25 protein-coding genes and 4 pseudogenes are annotated in these 23,996 nt (G+C 44.4%); 9 read left to right on the forward strand and 20 right to left on the reverse strand.

Annotated elements, in window-relative coordinates:
• The first annotated feature begins 40 nt into the window (after positions 1-40).
• Positions 41-247 carry a hypothetical protein gene (locus F6K37_RS07045; RefSeq protein WP_071104348.1) on the forward strand — a complete coding sequence of 69 codons (207 nt, stop codon included), beginning with the start codon at positions 41-43 and terminating at the stop codon, positions 245-247.
• A 174-nt stretch (positions 248-421) separates the two neighbouring features.
• Here the strand turns inward: F6K37_RS07045 and F6K37_RS07050 are convergent, their stop codons facing one another.
• A complete protein-coding gene (locus F6K37_RS07050) occupies positions 422-637 on the reverse strand; it encodes a helix-turn-helix domain-containing protein (RefSeq protein ID WP_083373714.1) in 216 nt (71 codons plus the stop codon).
• 163 nt (positions 638-800) lie between these two features.
• On the opposite strand from F6K37_RS07050, the gene F6K37_RS07055 reads away from it, so the two are divergent.
• On the forward strand, positions 801-1,682 hold the full coding sequence (locus F6K37_RS07055) for a HalD/BesD family halogenase (protein WP_071104347.1): 882 nt from the start codon (positions 801-803) through the stop codon (positions 1,680-1,682).
• A gap of 68 nt (positions 1,683-1,750) precedes the next feature.
• On the opposite strand, the gene F6K37_RS07060 is transcribed toward F6K37_RS07055, so the two are convergent.
• The 7 genes and pseudogenes from F6K37_RS07060 to F6K37_RS45415 form a co-directional block, all read right to left on the reverse strand.
• On the reverse strand, positions 1,751-1,885 hold the full coding sequence (locus F6K37_RS07060) for a hypothetical protein (RefSeq protein ID WP_267875614.1): 135 nt from the start codon (positions 1,883-1,885) through the stop codon (positions 1,751-1,753).
• 1 nt (position 1,886) lies between these two features.
• Entirely contained in the window at positions 1,887-2,699 is an 813-nt protein-coding gene (locus F6K37_RS07065; RefSeq protein WP_083373713.1) for a class I SAM-dependent methyltransferase, read from the reverse strand.
• A 39-nt stretch (positions 2,700-2,738) separates the two neighbouring features.
• Entirely contained in the window at positions 2,739-3,551 is an 813-nt protein-coding gene (locus F6K37_RS07070) for a class I SAM-dependent methyltransferase (RefSeq protein ID WP_071104345.1), read from the reverse strand.
• 33 nt (positions 3,552-3,584) lie between these two features.
• On the reverse strand, positions 3,585-4,751 hold the full coding sequence (locus F6K37_RS07075; RefSeq protein ID WP_071104344.1) for a pyridoxal phosphate-dependent aminotransferase: 1,167 nt from the start codon (positions 4,749-4,751) through the stop codon (positions 3,585-3,587).
• Positions 4,752-4,754: 3 nt separating this feature from the next.
• A complete protein-coding gene (gene panD / locus F6K37_RS07080) occupies positions 4,755-5,096 on the reverse strand; it encodes an aspartate 1-decarboxylase (RefSeq protein WP_287249161.1) in 342 nt (113 codons plus the stop codon).
• A 19-nt stretch (positions 5,097-5,115) separates the two neighbouring features.
• The gene (locus F6K37_RS07085; protein WP_287249163.1) at positions 5,116-5,982 is read right to left on the reverse strand and encodes a TauD/TfdA family dioxygenase; all 867 of its coding nucleotides are present in this window, start codon (positions 5,980-5,982) and stop codon (positions 5,116-5,118) included.
• A 54-nt stretch (positions 5,983-6,036) separates the two neighbouring features.
• A pseudogene (locus F6K37_RS45415) lies at positions 6,037-6,224 on the reverse strand (IS5/IS1182 family transposase); the annotation flags it as partial.
• Between the two features lie 499 nt (positions 6,225-6,723).
• On the opposite strand from F6K37_RS45415, the gene F6K37_RS07095 reads away from it, so the two are divergent.
• Both F6K37_RS07095 and lepB read left to right on the forward strand, forming a co-directional pair.
• Complete coding sequence (locus tag F6K37_RS07095; protein WP_287249195.1) at positions 6,724-7,122, forward strand: DUF4351 domain-containing protein; 399 nt, start codon at positions 6,724-6,726, stop codon at positions 7,120-7,122.
• A 315-nt stretch (positions 7,123-7,437) separates the two neighbouring features.
• Positions 7,438-7,848: pseudogene (gene lepB, locus F6K37_RS07100) on the forward strand (signal peptidase I); the annotation flags it as partial.
• A 12-nt stretch (positions 7,849-7,860) separates the two neighbouring features.
• On the opposite strand, the gene bla reads toward lepB, so the two are convergent.
• The 5 genes and pseudogenes from bla to F6K37_RS07125 form a co-directional block, all read right to left on the reverse strand.
• Entirely contained in the window at positions 7,861-8,937 is a 1,077-nt protein-coding gene (bla, locus tag F6K37_RS07105; RefSeq protein WP_287249165.1) for a class A beta-lactamase, read from the reverse strand.
• 911 nt (positions 8,938-9,848) lie between these two features.
• Positions 9,849-11,726 (reverse strand): amidohydrolase family protein, encoded by a 1,878-nt coding sequence (locus F6K37_RS07110; RefSeq protein WP_287249167.1) that lies wholly within the window; start codon positions 11,724-11,726, stop codon positions 9,849-9,851.
• A gap of 173 nt (positions 11,727-11,899) precedes the next feature.
• On the reverse strand, positions 11,900-12,088 hold the full coding sequence (locus tag F6K37_RS07115) for a hypothetical protein (RefSeq protein WP_287249170.1): 189 nt from the start codon (positions 12,086-12,088) through the stop codon (positions 11,900-11,902).
• 86 nt (positions 12,089-12,174) lie between these two features.
• Positions 12,175-12,303, reverse strand: a complete 129-nt coding sequence (locus tag F6K37_RS07120) for a sterol carrier protein domain-containing protein (RefSeq protein ID WP_287249172.1) — start codon at positions 12,301-12,303, stop codon at positions 12,175-12,177.
• Between the two features lie 102 nt (positions 12,304-12,405).
• Positions 12,406-12,601, reverse strand: a pseudogene (locus tag F6K37_RS07125) (IS200/IS605 family transposase); the annotation flags it as partial.
• Positions 12,602-12,658: 57 nt separating this feature from the next.
• Between F6K37_RS07125 and F6K37_RS07130 the strand changes: the two are divergent.
• On the forward strand, positions 12,659-13,972 hold the full coding sequence (locus tag F6K37_RS07130; RefSeq protein WP_287249176.1) for an RNA-guided endonuclease InsQ/TnpB family protein: 1,314 nt from the start codon (positions 12,659-12,661) through the stop codon (positions 13,970-13,972).
• Positions 13,973-14,089: 117 nt separating this feature from the next.
• Here F6K37_RS07130 and F6K37_RS07135 read toward each other — a convergent pair whose 3' ends face one another.
• Positions 14,090-14,506 carry a hypothetical protein gene (locus F6K37_RS07135; RefSeq protein WP_131827015.1) on the reverse strand — a complete coding sequence of 139 codons (417 nt, stop codon included), beginning with the start codon at positions 14,504-14,506 and terminating at the stop codon, positions 14,090-14,092.
• A 284-nt stretch (positions 14,507-14,790) separates the two neighbouring features.
• On the opposite strand from F6K37_RS07135, the gene F6K37_RS07140 reads away from it, so the two are divergent.
• Positions 14,791-15,021 (forward strand): hypothetical protein, encoded by a 231-nt coding sequence (locus tag F6K37_RS07140; protein WP_287249179.1) that lies wholly within the window; start codon positions 14,791-14,793, stop codon positions 15,019-15,021.
• Positions 15,022-15,266: 245 nt separating this feature from the next.
• Positions 15,267-16,394 carry a hypothetical protein gene (locus F6K37_RS07145; RefSeq protein ID WP_008181471.1) on the forward strand — a complete coding sequence of 376 codons (1,128 nt, stop codon included), beginning with the start codon at positions 15,267-15,269 and terminating at the stop codon, positions 16,392-16,394.
• A gap of 33 nt (positions 16,395-16,427) precedes the next feature.
• On the opposite strand, the gene F6K37_RS07150 is transcribed toward F6K37_RS07145, so the two are convergent.
• Positions 16,428-16,571, reverse strand: coding sequence for a hypothetical protein (locus F6K37_RS07150; RefSeq protein WP_229414379.1), 144 nt, complete (start codon positions 16,569-16,571; stop codon positions 16,428-16,430).
• A 164-nt stretch (positions 16,572-16,735) separates the two neighbouring features.
• Here F6K37_RS07150 and secA point away from each other — a divergent pair, with 164 nt between their 5' ends.
• A complete protein-coding gene (gene secA / locus F6K37_RS07155; protein WP_008181469.1) occupies positions 16,736-19,552 on the forward strand; it encodes a preprotein translocase subunit SecA in 2,817 nt (938 codons plus the stop codon).
• A 274-nt stretch (positions 19,553-19,826) separates the two neighbouring features.
• On the opposite strand, the pseudogene F6K37_RS07160 reads toward secA, so the two are convergent.
• Both F6K37_RS07160 and F6K37_RS07165 read right to left on the reverse strand, forming a co-directional pair.
• Positions 19,827-20,172 (reverse strand): annotated as a pseudogene (locus F6K37_RS07160) (zinc ribbon domain-containing protein); the annotation flags it as partial.
• 369 nt (positions 20,173-20,541) lie between these two features.
• The gene (locus F6K37_RS07165; protein WP_008181465.1) at positions 20,542-21,375 is read right to left on the reverse strand and encodes a DUF3153 domain-containing protein; all 834 of its coding nucleotides are present in this window, start codon (positions 21,373-21,375) and stop codon (positions 20,542-20,544) included.
• A gap of 137 nt (positions 21,376-21,512) precedes the next feature.
• On the opposite strand from F6K37_RS07165, the gene F6K37_RS07170 reads away from it, so the two are divergent.
• Complete coding sequence (locus F6K37_RS07170) at positions 21,513-21,836, forward strand: PepSY domain-containing protein (protein ID WP_008181460.1); 324 nt, start codon at positions 21,513-21,515, stop codon at positions 21,834-21,836.
• 20 nt (positions 21,837-21,856) lie between these two features.
• On the opposite strand, the gene F6K37_RS07175 is transcribed toward F6K37_RS07170, so the two are convergent.
• From F6K37_RS07175 to argB, 3 genes are all read right to left on the reverse strand, one after another.
• Positions 21,857-22,051 (reverse strand): hypothetical protein, encoded by a 195-nt coding sequence (locus F6K37_RS07175; protein ID WP_154659714.1) that lies wholly within the window; start codon positions 22,049-22,051, stop codon positions 21,857-21,859.
• 33 nt (positions 22,052-22,084) lie between these two features.
• The gene (locus tag F6K37_RS07180; RefSeq protein ID WP_008181458.1) at positions 22,085-22,603 is read right to left on the reverse strand and encodes a hypothetical protein; all 519 of its coding nucleotides are present in this window, start codon (positions 22,601-22,603) and stop codon (positions 22,085-22,087) included.
• Positions 22,604-22,703: 100 nt separating this feature from the next.
• Positions 22,704-23,597 carry an acetylglutamate kinase gene (argB, locus tag F6K37_RS07185; RefSeq protein ID WP_071104335.1) on the reverse strand — a complete coding sequence of 298 codons (894 nt, stop codon included), beginning with the start codon at positions 23,595-23,597 and terminating at the stop codon, positions 22,704-22,706.
• Positions 23,598-23,996: the final 399 nt, after the last annotated feature.

Raw genomic sequence — 23,996 nt, forward strand, 5'->3', positions numbered from 1 at the left:
TAGAGTTGTCGCAGTTTAGATCCATAAAAATATATCAACAATGCTAGCACAAATAAATCGGGTAAATTGCCAGGAATTCAATGACTTATTTGTCGAAGAAATTTGCCTAGAGGATGTATCGATTGAGGATGATGCAATCAAGTTTGTCTATAGCTTTGACCTTTTTAACACCAACCATAAGTATAATCTTCGTTGCTATCAATTCCGCTTTCATCCACGTAAACCAATTGTGATGGCTCATACTTAGCGATAATTTCCCGAAATTATTTCCTCGCTTGTGATGAACGCTCTAATGACCAGTAAGTTTTTTTTTACGGGTATAACCGAGCTTTTTTAAGCCTCGACTAATGGTATGACGACTCCCTTTTTACCAACGCTGTGCCATCTTTTGTTGAGTTTTGTCACCGTGCTCTTCAACAAATTATTTAAATTTTTTCCAATCGGTAATATTAGACGGTTGAGGAGGTATAATCTGGGGAGATGGGGCCGTTGACCCTGTGGTTTCATACTTATGCTGCCACTTATACAAGGTTGGACGACTAATATTGAGTAGCCGACTTACTTGGGTCATTGATAGCCCTTGTTCTAGTAGATTAAGAGCCCGTTGGCGTAAATCATGACTATAGGGTCTGGCCATGATGGAATAAGATTGACAAGTCACTTTCTTCTAGGAAAGCTTGTTAATATATCATCGCGCAGCGCTCTACTACAAACGACTAAGATCGCCGATCATGAGATTCTTGCTCTGAGGAGCTCGAACATCTCATAAATCTACCTTCTGCCTTGGTGTTTTTTGCTATATGTATACCAATCTACCAAAATTATCATCCTTAGACGAAGCTAGCAATTTAGTGAACCTCGATCGCTATCCCCTCAATCGACTATCCAGCGATCGCGGAAAAGCATTAATTGCAGATTGTCAAAGACAGCTTGATGATACTGGTTGTTGTCTCCTTCCAGAATTTATTAATTCTGAGGCATTAGAATTGTTCAAAAAAGAATCTGAGAAACTGTCAGTTCATGCTCATTACTCTAATATGCTTGCTAATGTCTACTTCAGTGAGGATGACGAATCTCTTCCCAAAGAGCATCCCAAACGTTTTTTCTTCAATCGCACTAGTGGTTTTGTTCGTGCCGATTCTTTTCCCACTGATTCGCTGATACTTCACCTTTATAACTGGCCAGCTTTCGCACCATTTATTCAAGCTTGCCTGAAGGAAGAAAAACTATACAAATATGCCGACCCTCTTGCCTATATTGCCTTCAACGTGATTAAACCAGGACAGGAGTTTCCGTGGCACTTTGACAATAATCATGTTTCGGTAACGGTCATTACTCAAGCTCCAGAGAAAGGGGGGATATTTGAGTATTGTCATAATATCAGATCGAGCCATGATGAGAATTATGATGGTGTGATGAAGGTACTCAAAGGCGATCGCGCTCCCGTCACCTCTTTGAATCTAAGACCAGGGGATCTGCAAATTTTCAAAGGTCGCTATTCCCTGCATCGCGTAACAAAAGTGGAGGGGTCTATTCCACGCTACACCGCAATCTTTTCTTATACTAAAGATCCACAAATGTATAGCAAAGTATATCGCAGCCTCCAACTTTATGGTAAGGCACTACCAACTCATTATCAGTTGGATAAAACCGATATGAGAACGGATGGTTTAGAAGATTAAAAAGATGGCAAGCAAGACCAAAGATAATTGAGAAACTTAACAAATTAGACTGGCCTCAACTAGCGGCCTCATTTCAACCAGAGACTCGTTGCTTCATTGATGGTGAGTTTGTTGATGCTGTAGATGGCTAAAAATTTGAAACCATCTCGGTAGTGAAAAGCTAATTTTGCCTGTAAGCCAATCAACTCTCTGGTTTCAACCAAATCAATTACCTACTTTCTCGCCTTTGAAAAAATACCATCCCAGTTCGCCAGCTTCAACAGCTCCAGCACTCTTGCCATAGGACACACTAAGTTCCGGATATTGCTCTCGAATTCTATCAGACTGGATTGCGTAGGACTTCTGCATGTGTTGGCTCAAATCTGTCGCTTCCAGCACCTTAAAACCTGCTGCACTCAGGTTATCTCGATAGGATTCAGGGGTAAAAAGATTATTAACAAGTAACCGCTCGTAGAGGTGCTTGCGAGTGGATTCACTAATGTCCACGGTTGGGGTAGTTAAGTCATCAAAAACAAACCGTCCTTGGGGTTTTAAGACTCTGCTAATTTCCTTGAGTGCCAAACCTCGTTCTTCAATATGTAGGAGAGTTCCTTGACTCCAAGCATGGGTAAAGGATTCATCTGGGAAAGGCAAATCGAGGATTGATGCTTTCTCGAATGAAAGATTTAGTGAAGGATTATCCTTCGCTTTTATTTCGCAGTTGCGGATGTGAGTGGCACTGAGATCGATTCCTACAACCTCACAACCCTTTTGCTGAGCAATCCAGACAGCAGCCTTACCGTTTCCACAACCTACTTCCAGTACCCGTGACTGAGCTGAAATTCCACTGTGTTCTAACATATATTCATTCCAGCGATCGCAGCCACGCAAGAAATCCTCATAAGTGCTAGTGTTATCTAAGTTGTCGAAATATCCCCAATGCTTGCTGCCATCTGGGTGCCAGGAAATCCGATAGCGATCATCTGAGTTATCGTAATAGGTTTGGGTATCAGCTTCTGTAAATTTCTTTGTCATCATAACCTCCTAGTCGTTTATAGTTGGATTTTATTAAAACCCTTAGCTGCTTAGCTTTTCACAGAGGAAGAACCACCAACCTACATCACCAGCTTCGACAGCAGCAGCACTTTCCTGATAAGACCTACTTAGTTTTGGATATTGCTGTTGAATGATTGCAGACCTAATTTGATAACATTTTTGCATATGTTGACTTAAGTCCATAGTCTCTAACAGCTTGAAACCCAAGTCGGTAAGATAGTTTTTGTAGAAGTCAGGGGTAAACATATCATTAACGATCAGCCGTTCGTATAGATGTTTTTGGGTAGAAATATTGATTTTTGATACTGGTGTTACTAGGTCATCAAAAGCAAAGATTCCCCCTATTTGCACCACACGATAGATCTCTTGGAGTGCTAGCTGGCGTTGGTGAATATGGTAGAGAGTTGCTTGACTCCAGACATGGGTAAAGGAATTGTCATCGAAAGGCAGAGCTGTTGCTGATGCTTTATGAAAGGATAAGCGTAAGGATGGGTTTTCCTTTGCCTTTTCTGTGGCATTGTTGATGTGAGTAGTACTTAGATCTATCCCCACTACTTCACAACCCTTCTGCTGGGCAATTTTAATAGCAGAATTAGCGTTTCCACTACCTATTTCTAGAACTCGGGAGTCAGCAGTAATTTGGCTTTGAGAGAGCATATATTGATCCCAGCGTTCACAAGCCTCGACAAAATCCTCATAAGTACTGGAGTCATCTAAGTTATTGAAATATCCCCAATGCTTGCTGCCATCTGGATGCCAAGAAATACGGTAGCGATCATCCGAGTTATCATAATAGGCTTCAGTGTCAGCTTCTGTAAATTGGTTTGCCACCATATGATCAACACCCTCTGTATACTAGTAATTAACTCAAAAATTTGAGCGAACGAATACCTCAAGACGTTTCATGCCTTTTTCAATGGTTTCTGTATCCGTAGCGTAGGAAAGGCGGATATGATCGTCAGCTCCAAAAGCAATTCCTGGAATTGCTGCCACTTGCTGTGACTCTAACAGGCCATTGCAGAATTCTTCAGATTTTATCCCTAGTTGGCTGATGTTGGGAAACACATAAAAAGCTCCATTTGGTTTGGGACAGGTTAAACCAGGAATCCTATCAAGGCACTCTACCATAATCTGACGACGTTGGGCAAAGGTTTGTCGCATCTGTTCCACACAGTTTTGAGAACTAGATAAAGCTGCGATTGCCCCATACTGAGAGAAGGTACATACATTAGAGGTACTGTGGCTTTGAATCTTGCTCATAGCTTGGATTACTTCTTGGGAGCCAGCCAGGTAGCCAACCCGCCACCCCCCCATGGAGTAAGCCTTGGCAAAACCATTACTAGTTAGAGTGCGGGGAAATATTTCCGGACTGACAGCGCCAATGCTCAAGTGTTGAGCACCATCATAGATAATATGTTCGTAAATCTCATCCGAAACTACTAGGATATCTTCTTCAACTACTACATCTGCCAAGGCTCGAATCTCTTCAGGGGTATAAACTATTCCTGTGGGATTTGAGGGGGAGTTGAGTACAAATAACCGTGTTTTGGAGGTTATTGCTTGACGAAGTTGAACGGGAGTAATTTTATAACTATTTTCCTCATGGGTGTCAACGATTATTGGTCTTCCTCCTGCTAACTTTACCATTTCCGGATAGCTAACCCAGTAGGGTGCAGGAATGATCACTTCATCTTCTGCTTCAATGAGGGCTTGCATGAGGTTAAATAAAGAGTGCTTACCCCCATTGGTGACCAAGACATTTTCTGGAGAATAGCAGAGATTGTTATCAGTTTGTAACTTTTGGGCGATGGCTTCTCGCAACCCCCATTCTCCAGCTACTGTACTATAACGAGTTTTGCCTTCATCCAAAGCTTTCCTAGCAGCAGCGGTAATATGAGCTGGGGTAGGAAAGTCAGGCTCACCTACACCGAAAATGCACACATCAAGCCCCTCGGCTTTCATTGCCTTAGCTTTAGTTGTAATTGCCAATGTTAGGGAAGGACTGACTTGATTAACTCGTGCTGCTAGTTTCATTATTTATACATACTGGAGGAATTTGTTATTCTCATCAACCAGAATTTTTTTCGGTGGATTGATTTCGTCTGTTACGTCAAACGCTAACAAAGTAATAATGTCCCCTGGACAAACTAAACGGGCGGAGCCGCCATTCATGCAAATCACTCCTGAATCGGCTTCTCCCTCTAGGACGTAAGTTTCTAGACGGTTGCCATTAGTATTGTCCACCACTAGTACTTTTTCTCCAGGTAGCAAATCCGCCTTTTCCATCAGGGTTCGATCCACCGTAATGCTACCAACATAGTTGACGTTAGCCTCTGTTACTTGAGCCCTGTGGATTTTTGACTTTAACATAATTCGCATTGTTTTTTCCTCCTTTTACTTAAAGACAACATTCTTTTTTGAATTCCTCTAAGGTTTTCCTCGGAGAAAAACCAAAGCAAAGCTCTTCACTATAATCTGATTTACCATCAAACCAAACGCGATTAAGCCACCTTTTTGCTCCCTGCTTAAAAGCAGTTCGACCATGCAATATTCTGGAATTATCCATGATTATAATTTGCTGAGGCTGCAATTGAAACTGTAACATATTTTCTGGTCGATTAAAAAAATATTTTATTGTCTTAATTATTGGTAAATCTTCTGGTTTTACTGAAATTTTAACAGCATCATCCCATCTAAATCTGATCCGTGTTCTACTCTCATGTTCTTCAAAAATCGGTTTAGTAGATTGTCTATTTTCTCTCTGGACTGTTATGGCATCGGGTTGAAATAAATTCAATAATCCACAGGGATTTGTACGAGTTAGATAATCATACAGTAATCTACCATCTCCAATAGTGGTTAAACCACCACTTGCTACAGCAACTTCGCACTGGAGGGCTACTATTTTTGGTGGCTCCACAGCAAAAGAACCATCTGTATGTAACGCTAGTTCTGTTGTCGTTGTGTTGACATATCCAGGACTATTTTCCCGAGGGCTTACGGGTACAATTCCATGTTTATCTGAGTGTTCATGCTTGATAATCGAGCCAAAATATTGCGATAATTTTAATAAATTTTCTTTGTGCTGTGACGACCTTAGCTGAATAATAACATATCCAAACTGCTTAATTAGTTTGAACATTTTTTTGACGGTAGATGCGTTGAAGTCTTTTATGCTATGAGCTTCAAGTATATTGCGTTCAACATTTGATTTTGGATCGCACAATAAATACATTTTAGCTGCTGGCTCCTGATAGATAGTCATCTAGCCTCTTGAGAAAGAATATCACAATCTGAGAGCTGATTTCTAAACAAAACCTTAAGAAGCCAGTCGGCGAGTCATTAAACGAATCAGCTCCCCGTAAATCATCCCTTCACGCAATGGTTCTGTACAATTCATAATATGCAGCTCAAACGCCGAAATCGATTCAGCCAGCCAAATGTCCATTCGAAAATCCATCGTTTTGGTAATGTTTCAAATTCCTTTGATGTTCGCTCAATCACCTCGGGAGCATGTCAAATTCCCATAACAAATGTACTAAAATGACTGATAACTGCTACTGAAACCCGGAAAACACTATAGTTCAAGGGTTTGTAGTTCAAGTGTTCTTACAAAATTGACCTGCTCCCATCACCGACCCCCGCACTTGCTCTCCACAGACTTGTTGCACCCCATGAGCAAAATTCTTACCGCAATATCCAACAGCGACCCAAACCGCTATATTTGTCAAAAAGATCGGAAGTGTGGGGCGGGGGCGCGGGGCGGGGGCGCGGCGAGTGTCAGGAGTGTGGGAATTTTATCCCGAATTTTTGCCTAATTGCAAAAGCGATGCAGCGCCGCCAAAGGGGGTTCCCACGGGGCTTAGAAGGTGCGGAAGCAAGTTCCGCACACAGCCCCTCCCCACTCGCGCTTTGCATCAAGACACTGAGATGCACCCGTTTAAGCTTGCTGTGATGGTACATAGTTCATCTGTTCTGCAACTTTGACCTGCTCCCGCTATTTGTTCTGAAAAATCTCTCAGAATTAAACAATCGCCCTCAACCTTTCCAAGAGTCGATTTTTAATCAACTGTTTGACGTGGCAGAAATTGCCAATTTTTCCCCAAGTGAACAGGATAACTACCAAAACAGTCTCAAATATTACCGGGATATGAATAATATTGTCGAGACTTCTAGACAAGAAGGGTTACAAGAAGGGCTCAAACAAGGTCGAGAAGAAGGAGCACAACGAGAACGAGCACTGATACTGCGTCTGCTATCCCGTAGCTTAGGAGAAATACCCAGTGAACTGCAACAGCAAATTAGTGAACTATCACTGGAGCAGTTGGAAGGGTTGAGTCAAGCTTGCTTAGATTTCTCTAATCTTGATGATTTAAGGGCTTGGTTGAATAAAACTCAAGAGTGACAAGCCTCTGAAAAATTCCTGAGGGGGTGACAACAAGGCTAAAAAGTAGAAAGGCTGACCGGGTGTGGGGTGTGGTAAAAATAGAAGGAAATTTGGACTGGAGTTTTGACTATTGATTGGTTTTGAAATCCTGGAGGGGCGACTTGTCGCCCCTCCAGAACTATTTCTCTACTCCTAATGATTTTTGGTATTTGTGAGTTTGGTTTGGAGTTTTGTGTGAAAGCATATGTTTTAGAAGCTGGCTACATACCGGCTGGATCGATGTTACCTACGCTCCCAATTAATGACCCCCTGATTATTTAAAAGCTAAGTTATCGCTTCCAAGATCCAGAGAGAGGAGATATGATAGTATTTAACCCTACTGATACTCTCAAAAAGCCAAACTTCAGGAACGCATTTATTAAACGTGTTGTTGGTTTACCAGGTGACAAAGTAGAACTTAAAGATGGAAAGGTCTACATTAATGATCAACCATTAGCAGAAAAATATATTGCTGACGGTCAACGAACAGTTATTGATGCTTGTAAATCTGCAACGCCACCCTACTTGTGTAAACCGGTAACACTGCCACCTAACTCCGTGCCCCGTCCGGCGTTGCTGATCCAAAGAATGAATATGAGTGGGGTTGGCATCCTGCCTGCGGTGAAAATATCAGGAACAGGCAAGATGCCTGTTCCACAAAACTCTTCAAATCATTCCATTATTAAGCAACGCCCCCCGTCCTAATTAAAGCAGAATTCAGAATATTAATTGCGGCGTTTCAGTGAGATAGACATCAAAAAGCAGTCTGCCAATTTCCGCAATTGCACGATCGCGCTCCTGAGGGGCTGTTGTGCTGGTTTTTGTAAAGACGGCGATTGCCATTCTACGTCCGTCCGGGAGTCGGATATATCCCACGTCGTTGGCAACACCGCCCACTGTACCGGTCTTGTGCTCGACGAGGATGCCAGACGGCAACAATCCTTTGAGGCGTCCAGATCCCGTTTTTGTCCGACCCATAATACCAAGCAAAAATTGGGTACTGTCTGGCGACAAGGCATCACCGTTGAACAGCTTAAGCAATAGATCGAGCATGGCAGGTGGTTTAACCTGATCTCTGGGATCAGCCTCAAACGCCTGATTAGGGGCGGCTACCTTCTCAGGGTTGTTTTGTAGGAATTCGGCAGCTTTCGGGATGTTCTCTCGTCCACTAGCTAACCCGTAGAAATTCTCAAGCAACCCTCGCATGTAGCGAGAGATATCCATGCCTTTGATGCCCAGTGAAGTGACATAGTCATCGACAGCATCGGGGCCTCCGACTAGGCGCAGACAGACATCAGTGGTGGTGTTATCACTCTGAGTGATCATGACTTCAATCAGATTTGCCACCGAAAGGGCTACACCTGGGTGAACAAATTCACTCGCGACCACGGGTGATAAAACCCACTCGGAGTCGTCAATCTCAACCAACTTATCCAATCGAAGATTCCCCGCGTCTACTTGGTCAAGTAGTGCCATCGCAATGGGAACTTTAACCGTACTCGCCATCGGAAACCACTTTTTGGCATTCAGCAAGATTAAACATCCTCCCTCGACGGGGCGGGCTGCGACTCCTGCCGTGCCGACTTTATCCTTAACGAGGATGTTCATAGCGTCGGATATTGCGATCGTACGGTCACAAGGGACACCCTGGGATAGGATCTGAATTTCATTCCCTGCCACCAGCCAATGGGCTGGATCGGAGTTAGAAGCTTGAGCAAATTCGGGGAGCATAAAGATGTTACCCAGGGCGATCGCCACCAATAAACTTAGCCAGAGTGATTTCAATCTCATCATTTAGGGATACTCCTTGTTAGTTAATGAAAGGGTTAAACTCAAAGGGACGATTCTGCAATGATCAAGCGACTAAAGGCAACAGACCAATCGAAAGATATTCTGCCAATTTTTGTAGGACTTTGCCACAAAAATATCATTTGTAAACTCACCGAAATTAGGACGGAAGCGGGGAAGCCCTGTGCATTCATCCCAGGGAGGAACCGCGACACGGGCGGTTTTAACCGCCTAGTGTGGTATACTTATTTCAGACCGGCATAAGGCACAAGACACTCTGAAAACTAGAGAAACGGTTATTTTGCCTGGTTTAGTATCGGCGCGAGATACGCAAATTTTTAGGCGTTGCGTCAGTCAAGGAATAAATAGAAGTAGGATCGGCATCCTGCCCGCCGGGAGTAGAGTGTTCATCCTGCCCGCCGGGAAATGAAACGGGCAAGATGCCCGTTCCACGCCTGATGCGCACCTAAAAGATGCCCGTTCCACGTCTGATGCCCGTTCCACAAAACTCAAATCATTCCATGATTAAGCAACGCCGTTTAAAGAAGGTCCCACCATCCATAGACATGGCGAATTCGTGTATTTGCCAAGGTAAACCCATCTAATTTTTTTATTCCTACATATAGTGTTTATTTAATTCAATTAACACTATATGTATAAAATCCCTTGTCAATAAGCACAATAGCGATGCAGCGCGGTCTTGGGGAGGCAGCGCGGTCTTGGGGGTCCCCCCGGAGACGAAACCTTAGATAGTGGAGCCTTTATAGTTAGCAGGTTATGCAGAAAAGGGTTAAAACTTATTGATTAAGGCTCCACTATCTTACGGTAACTATCGCCAAAGGCGACGCTTCGCGAACAAACCATGAGCGACTGCCGTGGTTTACCCCATGAGCGACTGGATCAAGACAAGGCCGGGTTTATTGATAACTATCCTCGGTTGAGTCACAAGATTTGTCTCCTTTGGTTTTAATGCAACATAAATTAATATCTTGTGGTGGTGTCGATGTATTTAGGCTTACCCCCTTCAGAGGATACAACTTTTGGCGTTGCTGAATTGAAGTATGAATGGGCGATCGTCTGGTTTTGGTCAAGCCCCCTAAATCCCGCAACTTTTGATCTGCTTCTCTACAATCATCAAGATTGAAAAAGCTGGGAGTACTTATCGTGAATTTACTCAGTTTTTCATGTGCTCCGGTATAATCAAGATCGGGAATGTTGGGGGCAATAATCGTGAATTCTTTCAGCCACTTCTCCTTATCCAGCTCTTCCCAACGCCCTTGATTTTCTACGGGATAGCGAATGGATTGACCAGGTTTGACCGGGAGAACTACAGAATCCTTCACAACTACGGTACCGTTGACAATGACATAGGGAATTCCCGTAGAAGGCAGACCATTTTCGCCATCTTTATAGGTGGAATTATCTGTCACAGTGAGAGGATTGAATATAGTCAAATCAGCGATCTTACCTTCCTGTAATCGACCTCGCTGCTGCATCGCTTCGAGACCTGCATCCCCCAAATGTTTAGCACTCCAGTAGCTTGTCTGTGACAAGGTAAACATCAGCGGTACACCTTCCTCACGTGCAAGGCTTAATGTTTTTGCGAAGGCTCCCGCTGTTCGAGGATGGCCTGCAAACTCCGTATAGTCTGCTTCCCATGGCAAAAGTGTATTATCTTTCCCAACTCCTGCCATACCATCAGCCCCGACTGTCATATCGGGAATGCTTAACCAATACGGAATCCAGGGTTCTCGGTAGGGAATGAATACAACAACCGCCTGTCCTGGATTGTGTTTCATGAGATTATCATAGCCATCTCGATCCAGGCAGTCGTCGGCTAACGGATCGTAGACCGTATATTCATAGCGATAGCCAAACTTATCTTCCCACATTTCAGGACGGAGGAAGTCAGCGCTGATAGGCGTAGAGCCAGCCTCGTAGGGGTAGTGCTCACTCCAAACGTTGTACCCCTTCTTCCGAGCCATTTGTAGTTTTTCCTCGTTCTCCCACCAGCCATAGTCGTTGTCATGGGCAAGTAGCAGGGGAGCGTCCAGCAACATGGCATTAACCAAGACCTCATCCAGGGCAATCGGAGCTTCAGTTGGAGGTTCCGTGCTGGGGTGATATCGCGTATGAACAGACATCAGTCGCCCGTATCGAGCTGCAGTTCGCTGGGTCTCAAATTGCTCGTAGCTGTTAAGGCCACTTGCCATGTAAGCAGCACCAACGCCAACACCAATAGCACCCTGGCGTAAATCCTCATCCATTGCTTCCATGATCTGATTCATCTGCTCAAGACTACTGCGGCTGACAGACCATCCAGGCACGTCATCTTCAAGCGCATCCTCCAGATAAGATTGTAAGTTTGAAAAATCGACGGGTTCATTAAAGATTACTTCAGGATCATGTACCTTCATCCGATGGAGAATGAGGCTACTAGTTGTACCGTAATTCATCTGCCAACCATCGGTAGCCTTTTTGTCATACCACTCTTTAACCTTGAGCGCACCCAACTCCAGATCCATCCCAGTCGTGACACCATCACGCAACCCCATCTTCGTGGCAAAGGGGTCAACCGCATGAAAATGGGTGTCGATAAACCCTGGAGCAACAACCATTCCCTTGGCATCAATCACTTCTGTGCCAGAAATGTCAGCTTCGGTAATGGTGGCAATAATGCCATCCTTGATGCCAACATTTCGGACTGCGTCAAACTCGGTTTCAGGATCCATTACCCGTCCATTGAGGATCACGATGTCGTAGGGAGTTTCGGCCAAAAAATCGTCAGACGCCATCGCGGGTTGACTGACGATTGAAAACATGAATACCGTACAGATCAGAAAAGCCTGAAAGCTTTTCAGCAGAATTTGTTTCATGATTGTCTATTAATACGACGTATTTTGTGATTAAAAAGAGGTCATTAAAGAGACTTTGGTATAAATTAATACCTGATCTTTAACCCTCACATTCATTTATACAACATAGGCTTTTCTGTGGTAATTAGTGTGAGGGGTGACACCCTCATGTTTAGCTGGCCAGGATCGATAATCAGGATAATCGTGGCACAGGCTTCTAGCCTGTGACCTAACGCTGACCGCTGACCGCTGACCGCTGTTCGCGTAGTGCATACAGCCTTTTTCTTAACTATGAGGTACACAGGATTTTTTCCCTGTTCCCTGCTCCCTGTTCCCTAAAACCCAGGAATCTGTACCTGACCCAATTGAAAACCGCTGAATGCTTACCTCAAAATATACCAGGCATCCAAGGTTCAGCTCCAGAAAACAATAATGTCGCTACTGACAACGCTTCGTTTGTGGCTTTCAAATAACCTGTAAGTTGCAGTTGTCTAGGACTATATAAACCAGTATACAAAGACGCTAAACCTCGGATAGTAATTTTAAAATCCCCTTTGGCGCACTGAAAGCGATCGCGTAGCGTAGCCCTTCGGGCTAATCGCCTTTGGCGCGCTGAAAGCGATCAGTGTGTGTATATGATCGGACTCTCCATTGAACTCCCTAATCTCAAAATTCATCTTCTTTGCTACTTCTTTGAACGAGTTCTCAATAGCTGTGAGGCTTTCAGAGGTTAGTATTTTTTGGCGATATTTTGTTACACATATCAAATGCATTTGCGTTCTTTGTGATACTGTGTCAATATTCCGGAATCTCATTGCCAAATTCTGTAGACTATACTATAATCATACTACAGGCCAACTTAGATAAAAAAAGTGAAAGCCAGATATCAGTATCGTTTTTACCCAACTGACCAACAGAAGCAGGAGTTAGCAAAACTCTTTGGCTGTGTGCGAGTGGTTTGGAATGATGCCTTGGCTATTTGCAAGAAATCCAAGAAGGTTCTGAAATCTGGAGACCTACAGAAACTGGTTATTACTCAAGCAAAAAAGACTGAAGAAAGGAAATGGCTGTCTGAAGTGTCAGTCGTTCCTTTGCAGCAATCTGTTGCTGACTTGGGTATGGCTTTTAATAATTTCTTTGAGTCGCGCAATGGAAAACGAAAAGGACGAAAAGTCAGGTCTCCACGATTCAAAAAGCGATCTAACAACCAATCAGCAAGGTTAACCCGTAGAGGTTTTTCTATTCAAGGCGATGGAGTCTACTTGGCCAAAATTGGGATAGTTAAGCCGATCTGGTCTAGGGAATTACCTTCCAATCCAAGTTCTGTAACTATTATCAAGGATTGTGCTAACAATTACTTCTTGAGTTTTGTCCTAGACATTGAGCCTGTTCAAATCAATGCCAAGAACCAAAGCATTGGAATTGATTTAGGTATCAAAACTTTTGCTGTAATGAGCGATGGGAGTCAAGCTAAAAGCCCTGACTATTCAAGATTAGATCGAAAGTTACGCAAAACTCAACGAAAATTCGCTAAACAGCCCAAAGGGTCTAACCGGAGGGAACAGACTCGCATTAAGATCGCAAAACTAAACAACAAGATCGCCAACAAAAGAAAAGATTTTCTGCATAAGTTGTCAACCAAGGTAGTTAGCGAAAACCAAGTAATCGTCTTGGAAGACCTTAATGTGTCAGGAATGGTTAAAAACCGCAAGCTGGCGCGAGCTATTAGTCAGCAAGGGTGGTCAGAGTTTAGAGCTCTAGCTCAAGGGAAATCAGACAAATATGGTAGGGATTTTCGGGTTATAAGTCGTTGGGAGCCTACCAGTCAAGTCTGTTCAGATTGTGGGTTTAAGTGGGGCAAACTCGATTTGTCTGTTCGTTCAATACTCTGCATGAGCTGCAAAACTGAACAAGACAGAGACGAAAACGCTGCCAGAAATATAGAAAAAGTCGGCATGGGGCATCGGCACGACTTAAAACGGGCAAGGAGGGGCGGTAAGACTGTTGAGACCGTAGGTCACGCGGGGCGCGAACGACAGCACACCCCGATGATCTGTCAAGAATCACCGTTCTGGAAGAACGGTGAGTATGTCAATACCAATACGCTCAATGTAAGCCTCACAGTCACTTACGGAAACCCCAAAGCACTGAGATATAATCACCCCAATCTGCTCAAGGTCTTGTGAGTTGTCAACCGGACTATAGTCCAACCCAAGTGTCATATTAAAGAAGTTTGTATTACATATACTACTATAATACAAACTTCCCTTAATGGTGATCGATACCAATCGGATTTGAATCTTTTAGTAACGATAAAAAATCGAATCGTGCCTGCGCCTGGGAGAATATATTCTTACTCCCCTACGGTTACGATAGTAGATTTCATCGTCCCTGCGCTTGGGATAATAGACTCGCCCGCGCCCACGCCTAGGAGAATAGATTCGCACCCCCCCACGCTTAGGAGAATAGATGCGCACCCGCCCACGCCCACGCCTGGGATAATAGATGCGCCGACGCCTGCGGCGTGAACGATTCTTGTATTTACGCCCGAATGAAGAGATGAGAACGTCTCGGTTACTATCCCCAACAACGATGGGACTCTCTTGGTGCGCGTTCCCTAGGTCAGGAAACCCGACCGGGGTCGCACCGCTTTCAGCCTTAACTGGAGCGACAGGCACTAGAGCCATCAGTCCTGTGAGAAGCACAATTGAGAATTTCATATTGCTGACCTCCTGTGGAAGAGCAATGCTATTTCAGCTAGCGATAGATGAGGTAAAAGCGTCAGCTATCAGCTAAAGGCGTTTAGTTAGGTTTGTTTCACCTTTTTAGTCAGGTGTTTTTGCGGTGCGACCCCGGTCGGGTTTCCCGACCTAGGGAAGGCGCACCAAGAGAGTCGAACTAAAGATCCATCCTTGATAGCTGATAACTGATCGCTAAATACTTACACAGATAGACGAGATAGACGTAGCTTACCTTAACGAATGTTCCCATACCCCCCTCTCTGGTGGTATTTTTATGCGATCGCGAAGCGGTTCCAAAGGAACGTAAGCATTCAGCTAATGCGCTACGCGCACGCTTGGCCTTGGCCGTTGGCCACGCTACGCGAATGGCCACGCTCCTTGAGGTGCGAACAGCTATCAGCGTGTCGCGTATCAGCTCATGGGTTATGCACATTCTTATTGATGAGGAAAGCATTTTGAATAAAAGAGGTAAGCATTTGTTTAATCTGAGTTAAGTCTGCTGTTTCCTTAGCTTGAGCCTTGGCCTATGGGCACGCTAGGGGAATGGCTGAAGGCTGAAGGCTGAAGGCTGAAGGCTGAAGGCTGAAGGCTGAAGGCTGAAGGCTGATTGCTGAATGCTTACGATTACTGACCACCAACCCTCACCCCTCACCAAAATAGTTAAGAAGTGTGAAGTTTAGATCTCAAAGATGATTAAAACAGTAGATAATAATAAATTTGGCAGAAAAAGGATAATACCATGGCAGATTACCAGCAGTGGGAGGAATCGCTCGTCGCACCAATTATACGTCAGGCTCAGCAAAAACTGATGTCTCCCAGGAAATTTCATGCCCTCTGCCAACAGGTGATCAAATCTACTGGTCAAAAAAAGCTATACTTTTATCCACCACCTTCCGAGCTACTGGATGTAACTAACGGGATTACCATCAAAGAGTTAAGACAATTTTTCGACAAATTAGCCAACTATGTCAGTAGTACCTCCTCAGAAGGACACCGAGTCACACTCTACCTAAAAAGAGTGCGGCTTAGATTAGGTAGGGTAAACAAGAGATTTATTTTAGTAAAAAAAACCAGAGTATGTCAGCACAGTCCAAAATCTGTTGTAGAGCGGTGCGACCCCGGTCGGGTTTCCCGACCTAGGGAAAGCGCACCAAGAGAGGTGAAGCCTTCCAGAGAAAAATTAGAAGTCAACCCCAAGGGGTTATATTCCAAGGCCATGCTATACCAGGATTTGCCCTGCCAGGATTTGCCTACACAACCAGCTCCAATTCATCCTGAAATGCTATCTACAGGGGGAATGAAGGTTGAGGTAGAAATAGCTGGAGCTGGCATGGTTGGTCGGGTAGCTCGCCTGAGAATTAATGGCAAAGACTTGGCATTTAAAGCATTTTTTGACCCAGATTTCGTCTGGCAGCATGGTCCTTGGGCTGAAATTCCCATTGGGATTAGACTGAAATATGCTCAGGTAACGAAAAACTGTGCAGAATTCTTGTTTGCTAGTCAAGATTGGATGGTATCGGAATGGATTTATCCCGATACTAATCCCCAGTTTCGGAACAATGGCATCACTTATGAACAGTTTGCCGCTCAAGAAGGTCTAACTCAACTCAATTCATTAAATATATATAATTACAATCCATACAATATACGTCTTGATCCAGGTGGAATTCAGAAAGAATACTGGGGGAGACGCTGGCATGATTTTTTCAGAGGAATTGTCTTTTACCTCAGAAAAGTCCAGCGAGAAGGATTAAAATCCCTGACACCATACCTTTCAAAAAGAATGATTACTTACCTATTCCGGCGATTAATTGTTTTAATTTCTCCTTGGAAGAGTGACTCGATCGCAGGAATGGAAAAGCGATGATGGGATGTAAGCATTCAGCGGTCAGCGGTCAGCTTAAACTAAACCTTCCGTAGCGTCCGCCGTTCCCGTAGCGTGGGCGTAGCCCATTAGCTGATAGCACCTCAAGTAGCGTGGGCGTAGCCCATTAGCTGAATGCTGAATGCTGAATGCTGAATGCTTAAGATGGGATGATGGCATGATGGGTATCCCAAGCAAAAGAATAAGGTATAGTTGGGTCAGTGCTGAATTACCTATTACCCTATTTTCCCATATTTTGACACAGGAGTTTGGTAGTATATCTATAAAAGTGTACCTAAACGCACAATTATACATCCCACAACTATACATCTCCCTCTCCTGCTATGCTTAAGAGACTAATTGGTGATCCCAACGCACGTAAGCTCAAACGGTACCAACCTGATGTTGTAGAAGTTAACCTCCTCGAAGAAGACATCCAGCAACTATCGGATGAACAACTCAGGGGCAAAACCACAGAGTTTAAACAGCAGCTGGAGAAAGCCAACACTAGTCAAGAGCGTGATGAAATTCTTGATCAAATTCTGCCAGAAGCCTTTGCTGTAGTGCGGGAAGCAGGAAAGCGAGTGCTGGGTATGCGTCACTATGATGTCCAAGTCATGGGTGGCATTGTCCTGCACAAAGGACAAATCGCAGAGATGAAAACTGGTGAAGGAAAAACCCTGGTGGCTACTCTACCAGCTTACCTCAATGCCATCGATAGTAAAGGGGTTCACATTGTAACCGTTAACGACTACTTAGCCCGTCGGGACGCGGAATGGATGGGACAAGTTCATCGCTTCCTAGGTCTGACGGTCGGGCTGATTCAATCGGGCATGTCCCCGGTCGAGCGGCAAAAGAACTATGCCTGTGATATTACCTATAGCACCAACAGTGAGTTAGGCTTTGACTATCTCCGGGACAACATGGCCACAGCAATGTCAGATGTGGTGCAACGTCCATTTAATTATTGCATCATTGACGAAGTAGACTCAGTACTGATTGATGAGGCCAGAACCCCACTGATTATTTCTGGGCAAGTGGAGCGACCGACCGAGAAGTACATTAAGGCCGCAGAAATTGCCCGCATGCTCTATCCAGAAGATCCAGACAATGCTGAACAACTAGGACACTACGAAGTTGATGAAAAAGCCCGTAACATCTTGATGACCGATGAAGGCTTTATCGAAGCAGAGCAACTTCTAGGGGTTAAAGATTTGTACGACCCCAAAGACCCTTGGGCTCATTATATTTCCAATGCCCTGAAGGCTAAGGAACTCTTTCAGAAAGATGTCAACTATATCGTGCGGAATGGGGAAGTAGTGATTGTAGACGAGTTCACTGGCCGAGTGTTGGCAGGACGCCGGTGGAGTGATGGTCTACACCAAGCCATAGAAGCCAAGGAACGGGTAGACATTCAAAATGAAACCCAAACCCTGGCAACCATTACCTATCAGAATTTCTTCTTGCTCTATCCCAAACTCGCCGGTATGACAGGTACCGCGAAAACAGAAGAAGCGGAATTTGAAAAAATCTACAACTTGCAAGTTACGATTATTCCCACTAACAAACCCTCTAAACGTCGAGACGTTTCCGATGTGGTTTACAAGACCGAGCCAGCTAAGTGGAGGGCAGTAGCAGAAGAATGTGCTGAACTCCATGAACAAGGCCGTCCGGTGCTAGTGGGAACCACGAGTGTAGAAAAATCCGAGTTGTTGTCGGGTCTGTTAGCCGAAAAAGGGGTACCCCATAACCTGCTCAATGCTAAACCCGAAAATGTAGAGCGGGAATCAGAAATTGTGGCTCAGGCAGGACGGAAAGGAGCTTTGACTATTTCCACCAACATGGCCGGGCGAGGAACAGATATTATTTTGGGAGGTAATGCTGACTTCATGGCACGGCTGAAGCTACGGGAATATTTTATGCCCAAAATAGTGCAGCCGGAGGAAGACGAAGCCTTTGCCCCCATAGCGGTAACTACTGCCAAGCCTAAATCGGATGCTGTTGGGTTTGCTCCAGGAAAGAAACCGAAAAGCTGGAAAGTTAGCCCTCAGATTTTCCCGACCAAATTGTCCCGGGAAACGGAACAAAGCCTAAAAGAGGCAGTAAATTTTGCAGTTGAACAATATGGACAGCAGAGTTTACCGGAACTAGAAGCAGAAGAGAAATTAGCGATCGCTTCAGAAAATGCTCCCACCAATGACCCAGTTATTCAAAAGCTGCGGGAAGTCTATAAAGCAATTCGAGGGGAATATGACGCATTCACCACCCGAGAACATGATGAGGTGGTAGAAAAAGGTGGCCTGCACGTTGTTGGTACTGAACGTCATGAATCCCGCCGTATTGATAACCAGCTCAGAGGACGAGCTGGACGGCAAGGGGACCCCGGTTCTACCCGATTTTTCCTCAGTTTGGAAGACAATCTGCTGCGGATATTCGGAGGCGATCGCGTAGCAAAAATGATGGATATGTTCCGGGTTGAGGAAGATATGCCCATCGAATCCGGGATGCTCACCAGCTCCTTAGAAAATGCCCAGAAGAAAGTGGAAACCTTCTACTACGATACCCGGAAGCAGGTATTTGAGTATGACGAGGTAATGAACAACCAACGGCGGGCAATTTATGCAGAAAGACGGCGAGTGCTGGAAGGACTAGACCTCAAAGAACAAGTCATCCAGTATGCCGAAAAGACTATGAGTGATATTGTAGACGCCTACGTTAACCCAGAGTTACCACCAGAAGAGTGGGATTTAGAGAGCTTGGTAGGAAAGGTCAAAGAATTTGTCTACTTACTGCAAGATCTAGAACCACAGCATCTAGAAGATATGACGGTCGGGGAAATCAAAACCTTCCTCCATGAAGAAGTCCGCAAAGCCTACGATATCAAGGAAGCTCAAGTCGATCAAATTCAGCCAGGACTAATGCGGCAAGCGGAGCGATTCTTTATCTTGAATCAAATCGATAACCTCTGGCGAGAGCATTTACAATCCATGGATGCCCTAAGGGAGTCAGTGGGATTACGAGGTTATGGCCAAAAAGACCCCCTGATTGAGTATAAGCAGGAAGGCTATGAGATGTTCTTGGAAATGATGATCGATATCCGCCGCAATGTGGTATTCTCCCTGTTCCAGTTCCAGCCACAAATGCAACCACAAGCAGTTTGATGTCTTATGTAGAATGTAGAATGTAGAATGCAGAATTAAGAATGTAGAATGTAGAATGCAGAATTAAGAATGTAGAATGTAGAATGCAGAATTAAGAATGTAGAATGTAGAATGTAGAATTCCAAATTCTTAATTCTTAATTCTTAATTCTTAATTCTTAATTCTTAATTCAAAAATGTTGCACTTAACTCTATGGTCGAATCAACTTTCGTTCTGCCTGACGATACTGAGCAATCTTTCTGGCTCGTTGCAAAGGAATTTGACACTCCCCGGTCTAAAGACGCGGGGATTCTTTGTTCACAGAACCGTCTTGCTCAACCAGGTCGGAACCAGGAAGAGTAGAGGACAGTTCTCCGAAAGCGTTTCGGTCTAAGACCAGGGTTCCGATGTGCCCCACCGTACCCAATGCTATGGGCGAGGATGTTAATGGCGGCGTTATGGTCTCGTTCGCGTAGCGTCGCCTTCGGCGAATCTAACTGACATCCACACTTACAAATATGGGTTCTAGTTGATAGAGACTTTTTCACAATTTCGCCGCACTCAGAACAATTCTGGCTAGTATAAGCAGGATTTACTGCAACCGTTATCCTGCCAAATTTATTACCAAAGTGCTCCAACCACAATTATTCATAAGATGATAGAAAGTTAACGTAAGCATTCAGCTATCAGCGTGTCGCGTATCAGCTTATGGGCTATGGGCACGCTACTTGATGTGCTTATGGGCACACTTTGCCAAAGGCCAATGGTTGACTGCTGAATGCTTAGATGGGCTTTTACCCAGACTTTCAATTTGATAAAATCTCGAACTGTTAAATTTTTTGGTTCGAGGTTTATTTTAAGCATTAGGCTGTTCGCGTAGCGTGAGCCAAAGGCTCACGGCTGACAGCTAACGGCTGAATGCTTACCAGTTAATGTTGATTAACTTAGTGGTTAAGAAACCAATAGCTATTACTGGTTTCTCTAACTGGTATAACTCTAACTGGTTTAAACTACATCACCTTTGATGGTATTGCTGGTTGATTAGTTTCAGTTCTTTCCCAGGGGAAAGACTTGTATTTTATGTAGAAACCACCTAATACCACCAGTATGATAATAATCATACCAATACCTAGGAAACTGGGTAGCCAAAATGCCACTTCGATATGGTTAATTTGACCAGGTTGCAGTGTCCAAACTAGCTGATGTCCATCATCATAAATTTTGGGGCTAATGACATTGGGGGATTTCTCAATACTGTGTGCTCCCCAAGGGGTCTCTAGGCTAAACTGCAAATCGAACAGTGAACCAGCAGTAACCACAATCTTGCCATTATCAGAGTTGATTACCCCTAGGCTGCGCAAATCCAGGTCATAGCTTAAGTGATTTCGTTGCACCACCAGAAAGTTGTTTTGATCTAGGCGTAAATTAGAGTTAAAACTGGGGTTACTATCACTCTCTGGTGCTAATCGGGCATCTTCTGGGTGACCAACTGGGTTAAAAAACTGCTCAAACTTGGATACTAATTCCTTACCGTTGTTAAAGGGAATTGCGATCGCAATTTCTCGGTCTGAGAGGCGCTGAGTTTTCCCCTGAAGCTGCTTTGCCCGACTTTCGAGACTTCTGAGCCATTCAGTCGCTTCAGCATCGCTCAACTTTGTCAGCTGTTCTCCAAGCTTGATCTGCTGGACAATCTTGCCATGGTGTTCACCGTCAAACCTGACCCCAAGATCATATTTGACACAACCAGACAGTAGCACTGATGCCAGCACAATCACCCCCAGAACCCGTAAATGCCCCAGAGTTCCACTAACCAACTGCCTTAAACTCACAAAATTTAACTTCACCAACCCTTCTCCTTTTTTTCTTAGTGTCCTTAGGGATTTCTTAAACAATAGGTCGATTTGTTACATACATAACCCAAAACTGATACCATAACATGCTGTAATCATGTTATAGAATATCAAAAACCAGCCGAAATCCTATGAATCAGCCTACTTTACGTAAACTGCATAGTACCTTAGCTCCAATCATCTTACTGCCTTTCATGATCACAGCAATCACCGGGATAGCCTATCGATTAGGGAGAAGCTGGTTTGGGCTTTCCAAAGATCAAGCCCACTTTTTAATGGTGATTCACGAAGGAAGATTCCTTGGTGATCAACTGAGGCCAATTTATGTACTTTTAAATGGTTTAGGATTACTTTTTATGTTAATTACAGGTATAGTAATGTATTGGAGAAGTATCAGCAAGAAAGGTCTTTTTTCTAGCAAAGCGATGGATAAAAAAACCGCCCCAGATAGTTAATCAACTGACTATAGCAGTTTTTAATTCGGTGAGGTACATTTTTCTAGGGAGCAGGGAGCAGGGAGCAGGGAATCGGGAATCGGGAATCGGAACCCACCCCTAACCCCTCCCAGGAGGGGAACGGGAATCGGGAATCGGGAATCGGGAATCGGGAGCGGTGCGACCCGCGCTTTTTGCGACGCGGTGCGACCCACCCAACCCTTGGATTTAAGCAAAGTTAAAAAAACAGTCTCTGCTAGCTAGTCATATCAAAGCCCAAACCAAATCAATCCACCCAGGGTTAAACTCACCAAACCAACAGCTAGCCAGACGAATTGATTATCCTTAGTGTTAATCTCAGCAGGATCTAGGGGTTCTGGTACCAAGCCTAGGCTAGGCTGCTTGCGTCCGCTAAAAGACCTATAATTCACATAACTCTCCCGGTCGTCACTTTCTGTGATCGCACCTAAGTCAGGAATGTTGGTCATCCATTCTGCTGGTCTAGTAAGCTGAGGAGCTTGCAGAATATAGAGTAAATTTTTGCCTTCTTTGGAGGTTTCTAGGTCAGGATGGCTAGTCAGCTGTTGACATAGTGCGATCGCTTCCGCTTTTTGCCCAGCTGCCTCATAAGCCATCACCAACCACATTTGCACCTCTCCCCCGAGCCCAGAGGATAGATTTACCAAATTCCTGGCTGTGGTCAAATGCTCTATAGAAGCACGATACTCTCCTCGTTCAAATGCAGCTTTTCCTGACTGGTACTCTAGGGAAAATTTTTCATTAGCCATTAGTCATTCTTTAATTATTAATTGTTAATAATTAATTATTGTTAATTGTTAATTTTAATTTTCAATTAACAATTTCTTAGTTGCCATTGGCCATTTGTGCTTAGTTGGTAAATGCTGATCCGACAATCATCGAACCGATTCCTTCATCGGTGAAGATTTCCAGGAGCAGGGCATGGGGAATGCGACCATCAATAATATGAGCCGCACGTACCCCTTGAGCAAGCGATCGCACGCAGCAGTTCACTTTAGGAATCATCCCACCAGACACTACCCCACTCTCAATCAACTGCCGTGATTGTTGAATATCTAGCTGAGGAATCAGGCTAGATGGGTCTAATGGATCCTTCAAAATCCCAGCGGTATCAGTCAGCAAGATCAGCTTTTCTGCTTCTAAAGCAGCTGCGATCGCACCAGCCACCGTGTCAGCGTTGATATTGTAAGCTTGGCCAGTATCATCAGCCGCCACGCTAGACACTACTGGAATGTAGCCACTATTGACCAAAGACTCTACTAGCCGCACATCCACAGTGCTCACTTCCCCAACAAAGCCAATACCCTCTTGACCTTCTGGGCGTGCTACGAATAAGTTACCATCTTTGCCACACAGCCCAACAGCATTACCACCGGCGTAGTTAATCCCAGAGACCAACTCTTTATTCACCCGACCCACCAGCACCATTTCCACTACATCCATCGTGGCAGCATCGGTCACCCGCAGACCATTCTTAAATTGTGGCTCAATCCCTAATTTCCCCAGCCAGCTATTGATTTCCGGACCACCACCGTGGATAACGACTGGTCGTACACCTACACAAGCTAAGAATACAATATCCCGGATCACCTGTTCTTTGAGATTGCTGTCTTTCATTGCCGCACCACCATACTTAACCACGACTGTGCGACCAGCAAACTTTTGGATGTAGGGTAGTGCTTCACTGAGTACCCGCACGCGGGTTGCTTCAGTTTCCCTAATGTACTCTTGAGTATAGAGCATAGGCAATCACTGAAATCTATAATCACATCCACAGCAGTTTAAATCATTTTCATGGCTTAGGGCTAGATGGAATCACACCCTCCTTAAGAATTGGAACAGACAAAGCTTCAGGGGAACAGAGGTAGAGCTGTTTTCTTCTCGTAAAAGATAGATGGGTCAGATGGTCAGATGGTGATATGGGTATAATTTTCGACCCGACTCCCGACTCCCTCGGTGCGCTTTCCGTTGGCGAATTAAATTCGCCACGGGTCGCACCGCTCCCGACTCCCGACTCCAATTAACCTAGGACGAGGTACCTCACCCAGATTGAAATCAGATAGTTTTTAGAAAAAATTGCGGATTTACAAGCAAAAGCCAAGACTAATTTAACAGAAGAAAACAAGGCTAACAGCTTCAACC

Source organism: Moorena sp. SIO4E2, from assembly GCF_010671945.1.
GTDB lineage: Bacteria > Cyanobacteriota > Cyanobacteriia > Cyanobacteriales > Coleofasciculaceae > Moorena > Moorena producens.

What these genes read in the sequence shown, in the direction of transcription:
- F6K37_RS07055 (WP_071104347.1), top strand. Translation starts at nt 801, where the DNA reads ATGTATACCAATCTACCAAAATTATCATCCTTAGACGAAGCTAGCAAT.
- panD (WP_287249161.1), bottom strand. Translation starts at nt 5,096, where the DNA reads ATGCGAATTATGTTAAAGTCAAAAATCCACAGGGCTCAAGTAACAGAG.
- F6K37_RS07145 (WP_008181471.1), top strand. Translation starts at nt 15,267, where the DNA reads ATGGCAGATTACCAGCAGTGGGAGGAATCGCTCGTCGCACCAATTATA.
- F6K37_RS07180 (WP_008181458.1), bottom strand. Translation starts at nt 22,603, where the DNA reads ATGGCTAATGAAAAATTTTCCCTAGAGTACCAGTCAGGAAAAGCTGCA.
- F6K37_RS07085 (WP_287249163.1), bottom strand. Translation starts at nt 5,982, where the DNA reads ATGACTATCTATCAGGAGCCAGCAGCTAAAATGTATTTATTGTGCGAT.
- F6K37_RS07135 (WP_131827015.1), bottom strand. Translation starts at nt 14,506, where the DNA reads ATGAAATTCTCAATTGTGCTTCTCACAGGACTGATGGCTCTAGTGCCT.
- argB (WP_071104335.1), bottom strand. Translation starts at nt 23,597, where the DNA reads ATGCTCTATACTCAAGAGTACATTAGGGAAACTGAAGCAACCCGCGTG.
- bla (WP_287249165.1), bottom strand. Translation starts at nt 8,937, where the DNA reads ATGATGAGATTGAAATCACTCTGGCTAAGTTTATTGGTGGCGATCGCC.
- F6K37_RS07065 (WP_083373713.1), bottom strand. Translation starts at nt 2,699, where the DNA reads ATGATGACAAAGAAATTTACAGAAGCTGATACCCAAACCTATTACGAT.
- F6K37_RS07150 (WP_229414379.1), bottom strand. Translation starts at nt 16,571, where the DNA reads ATGCCATCATCCCATCTTAAGCATTCAGCATTCAGCATTCAGCATTCA.
- F6K37_RS07050 (WP_083373714.1), bottom strand. Translation starts at nt 637, where the DNA reads ATGGCCAGACCCTATAGTCATGATTTACGCCAACGGGCTCTTAATCTA.
- F6K37_RS07075 (WP_071104344.1), bottom strand. Translation starts at nt 4,751, where the DNA reads ATGAAACTAGCAGCACGAGTTAATCAAGTCAGTCCTTCCCTAACATTG.
- F6K37_RS07045 (WP_071104348.1), top strand. Translation starts at nt 41, where the DNA reads ATGCTAGCACAAATAAATCGGGTAAATTGCCAGGAATTCAATGACTTA.
- F6K37_RS07070 (WP_071104345.1), bottom strand. Translation starts at nt 3,551, where the DNA reads ATGGTGGCAAACCAATTTACAGAAGCTGACACTGAAGCCTATTATGAT.
- secA (WP_008181469.1), top strand. Translation starts at nt 16,736, where the DNA reads ATGCTTAAGAGACTAATTGGTGATCCCAACGCACGTAAGCTCAAACGG.
- F6K37_RS07170 (WP_008181460.1), top strand. Translation starts at nt 21,513, where the DNA reads ATGAATCAGCCTACTTTACGTAAACTGCATAGTACCTTAGCTCCAATC.
- F6K37_RS07110 (WP_287249167.1), bottom strand. Translation starts at nt 11,726, where the DNA reads ATGGCGTCTGACGATTTTTTGGCCGAAACTCCCTACGACATCGTGATC.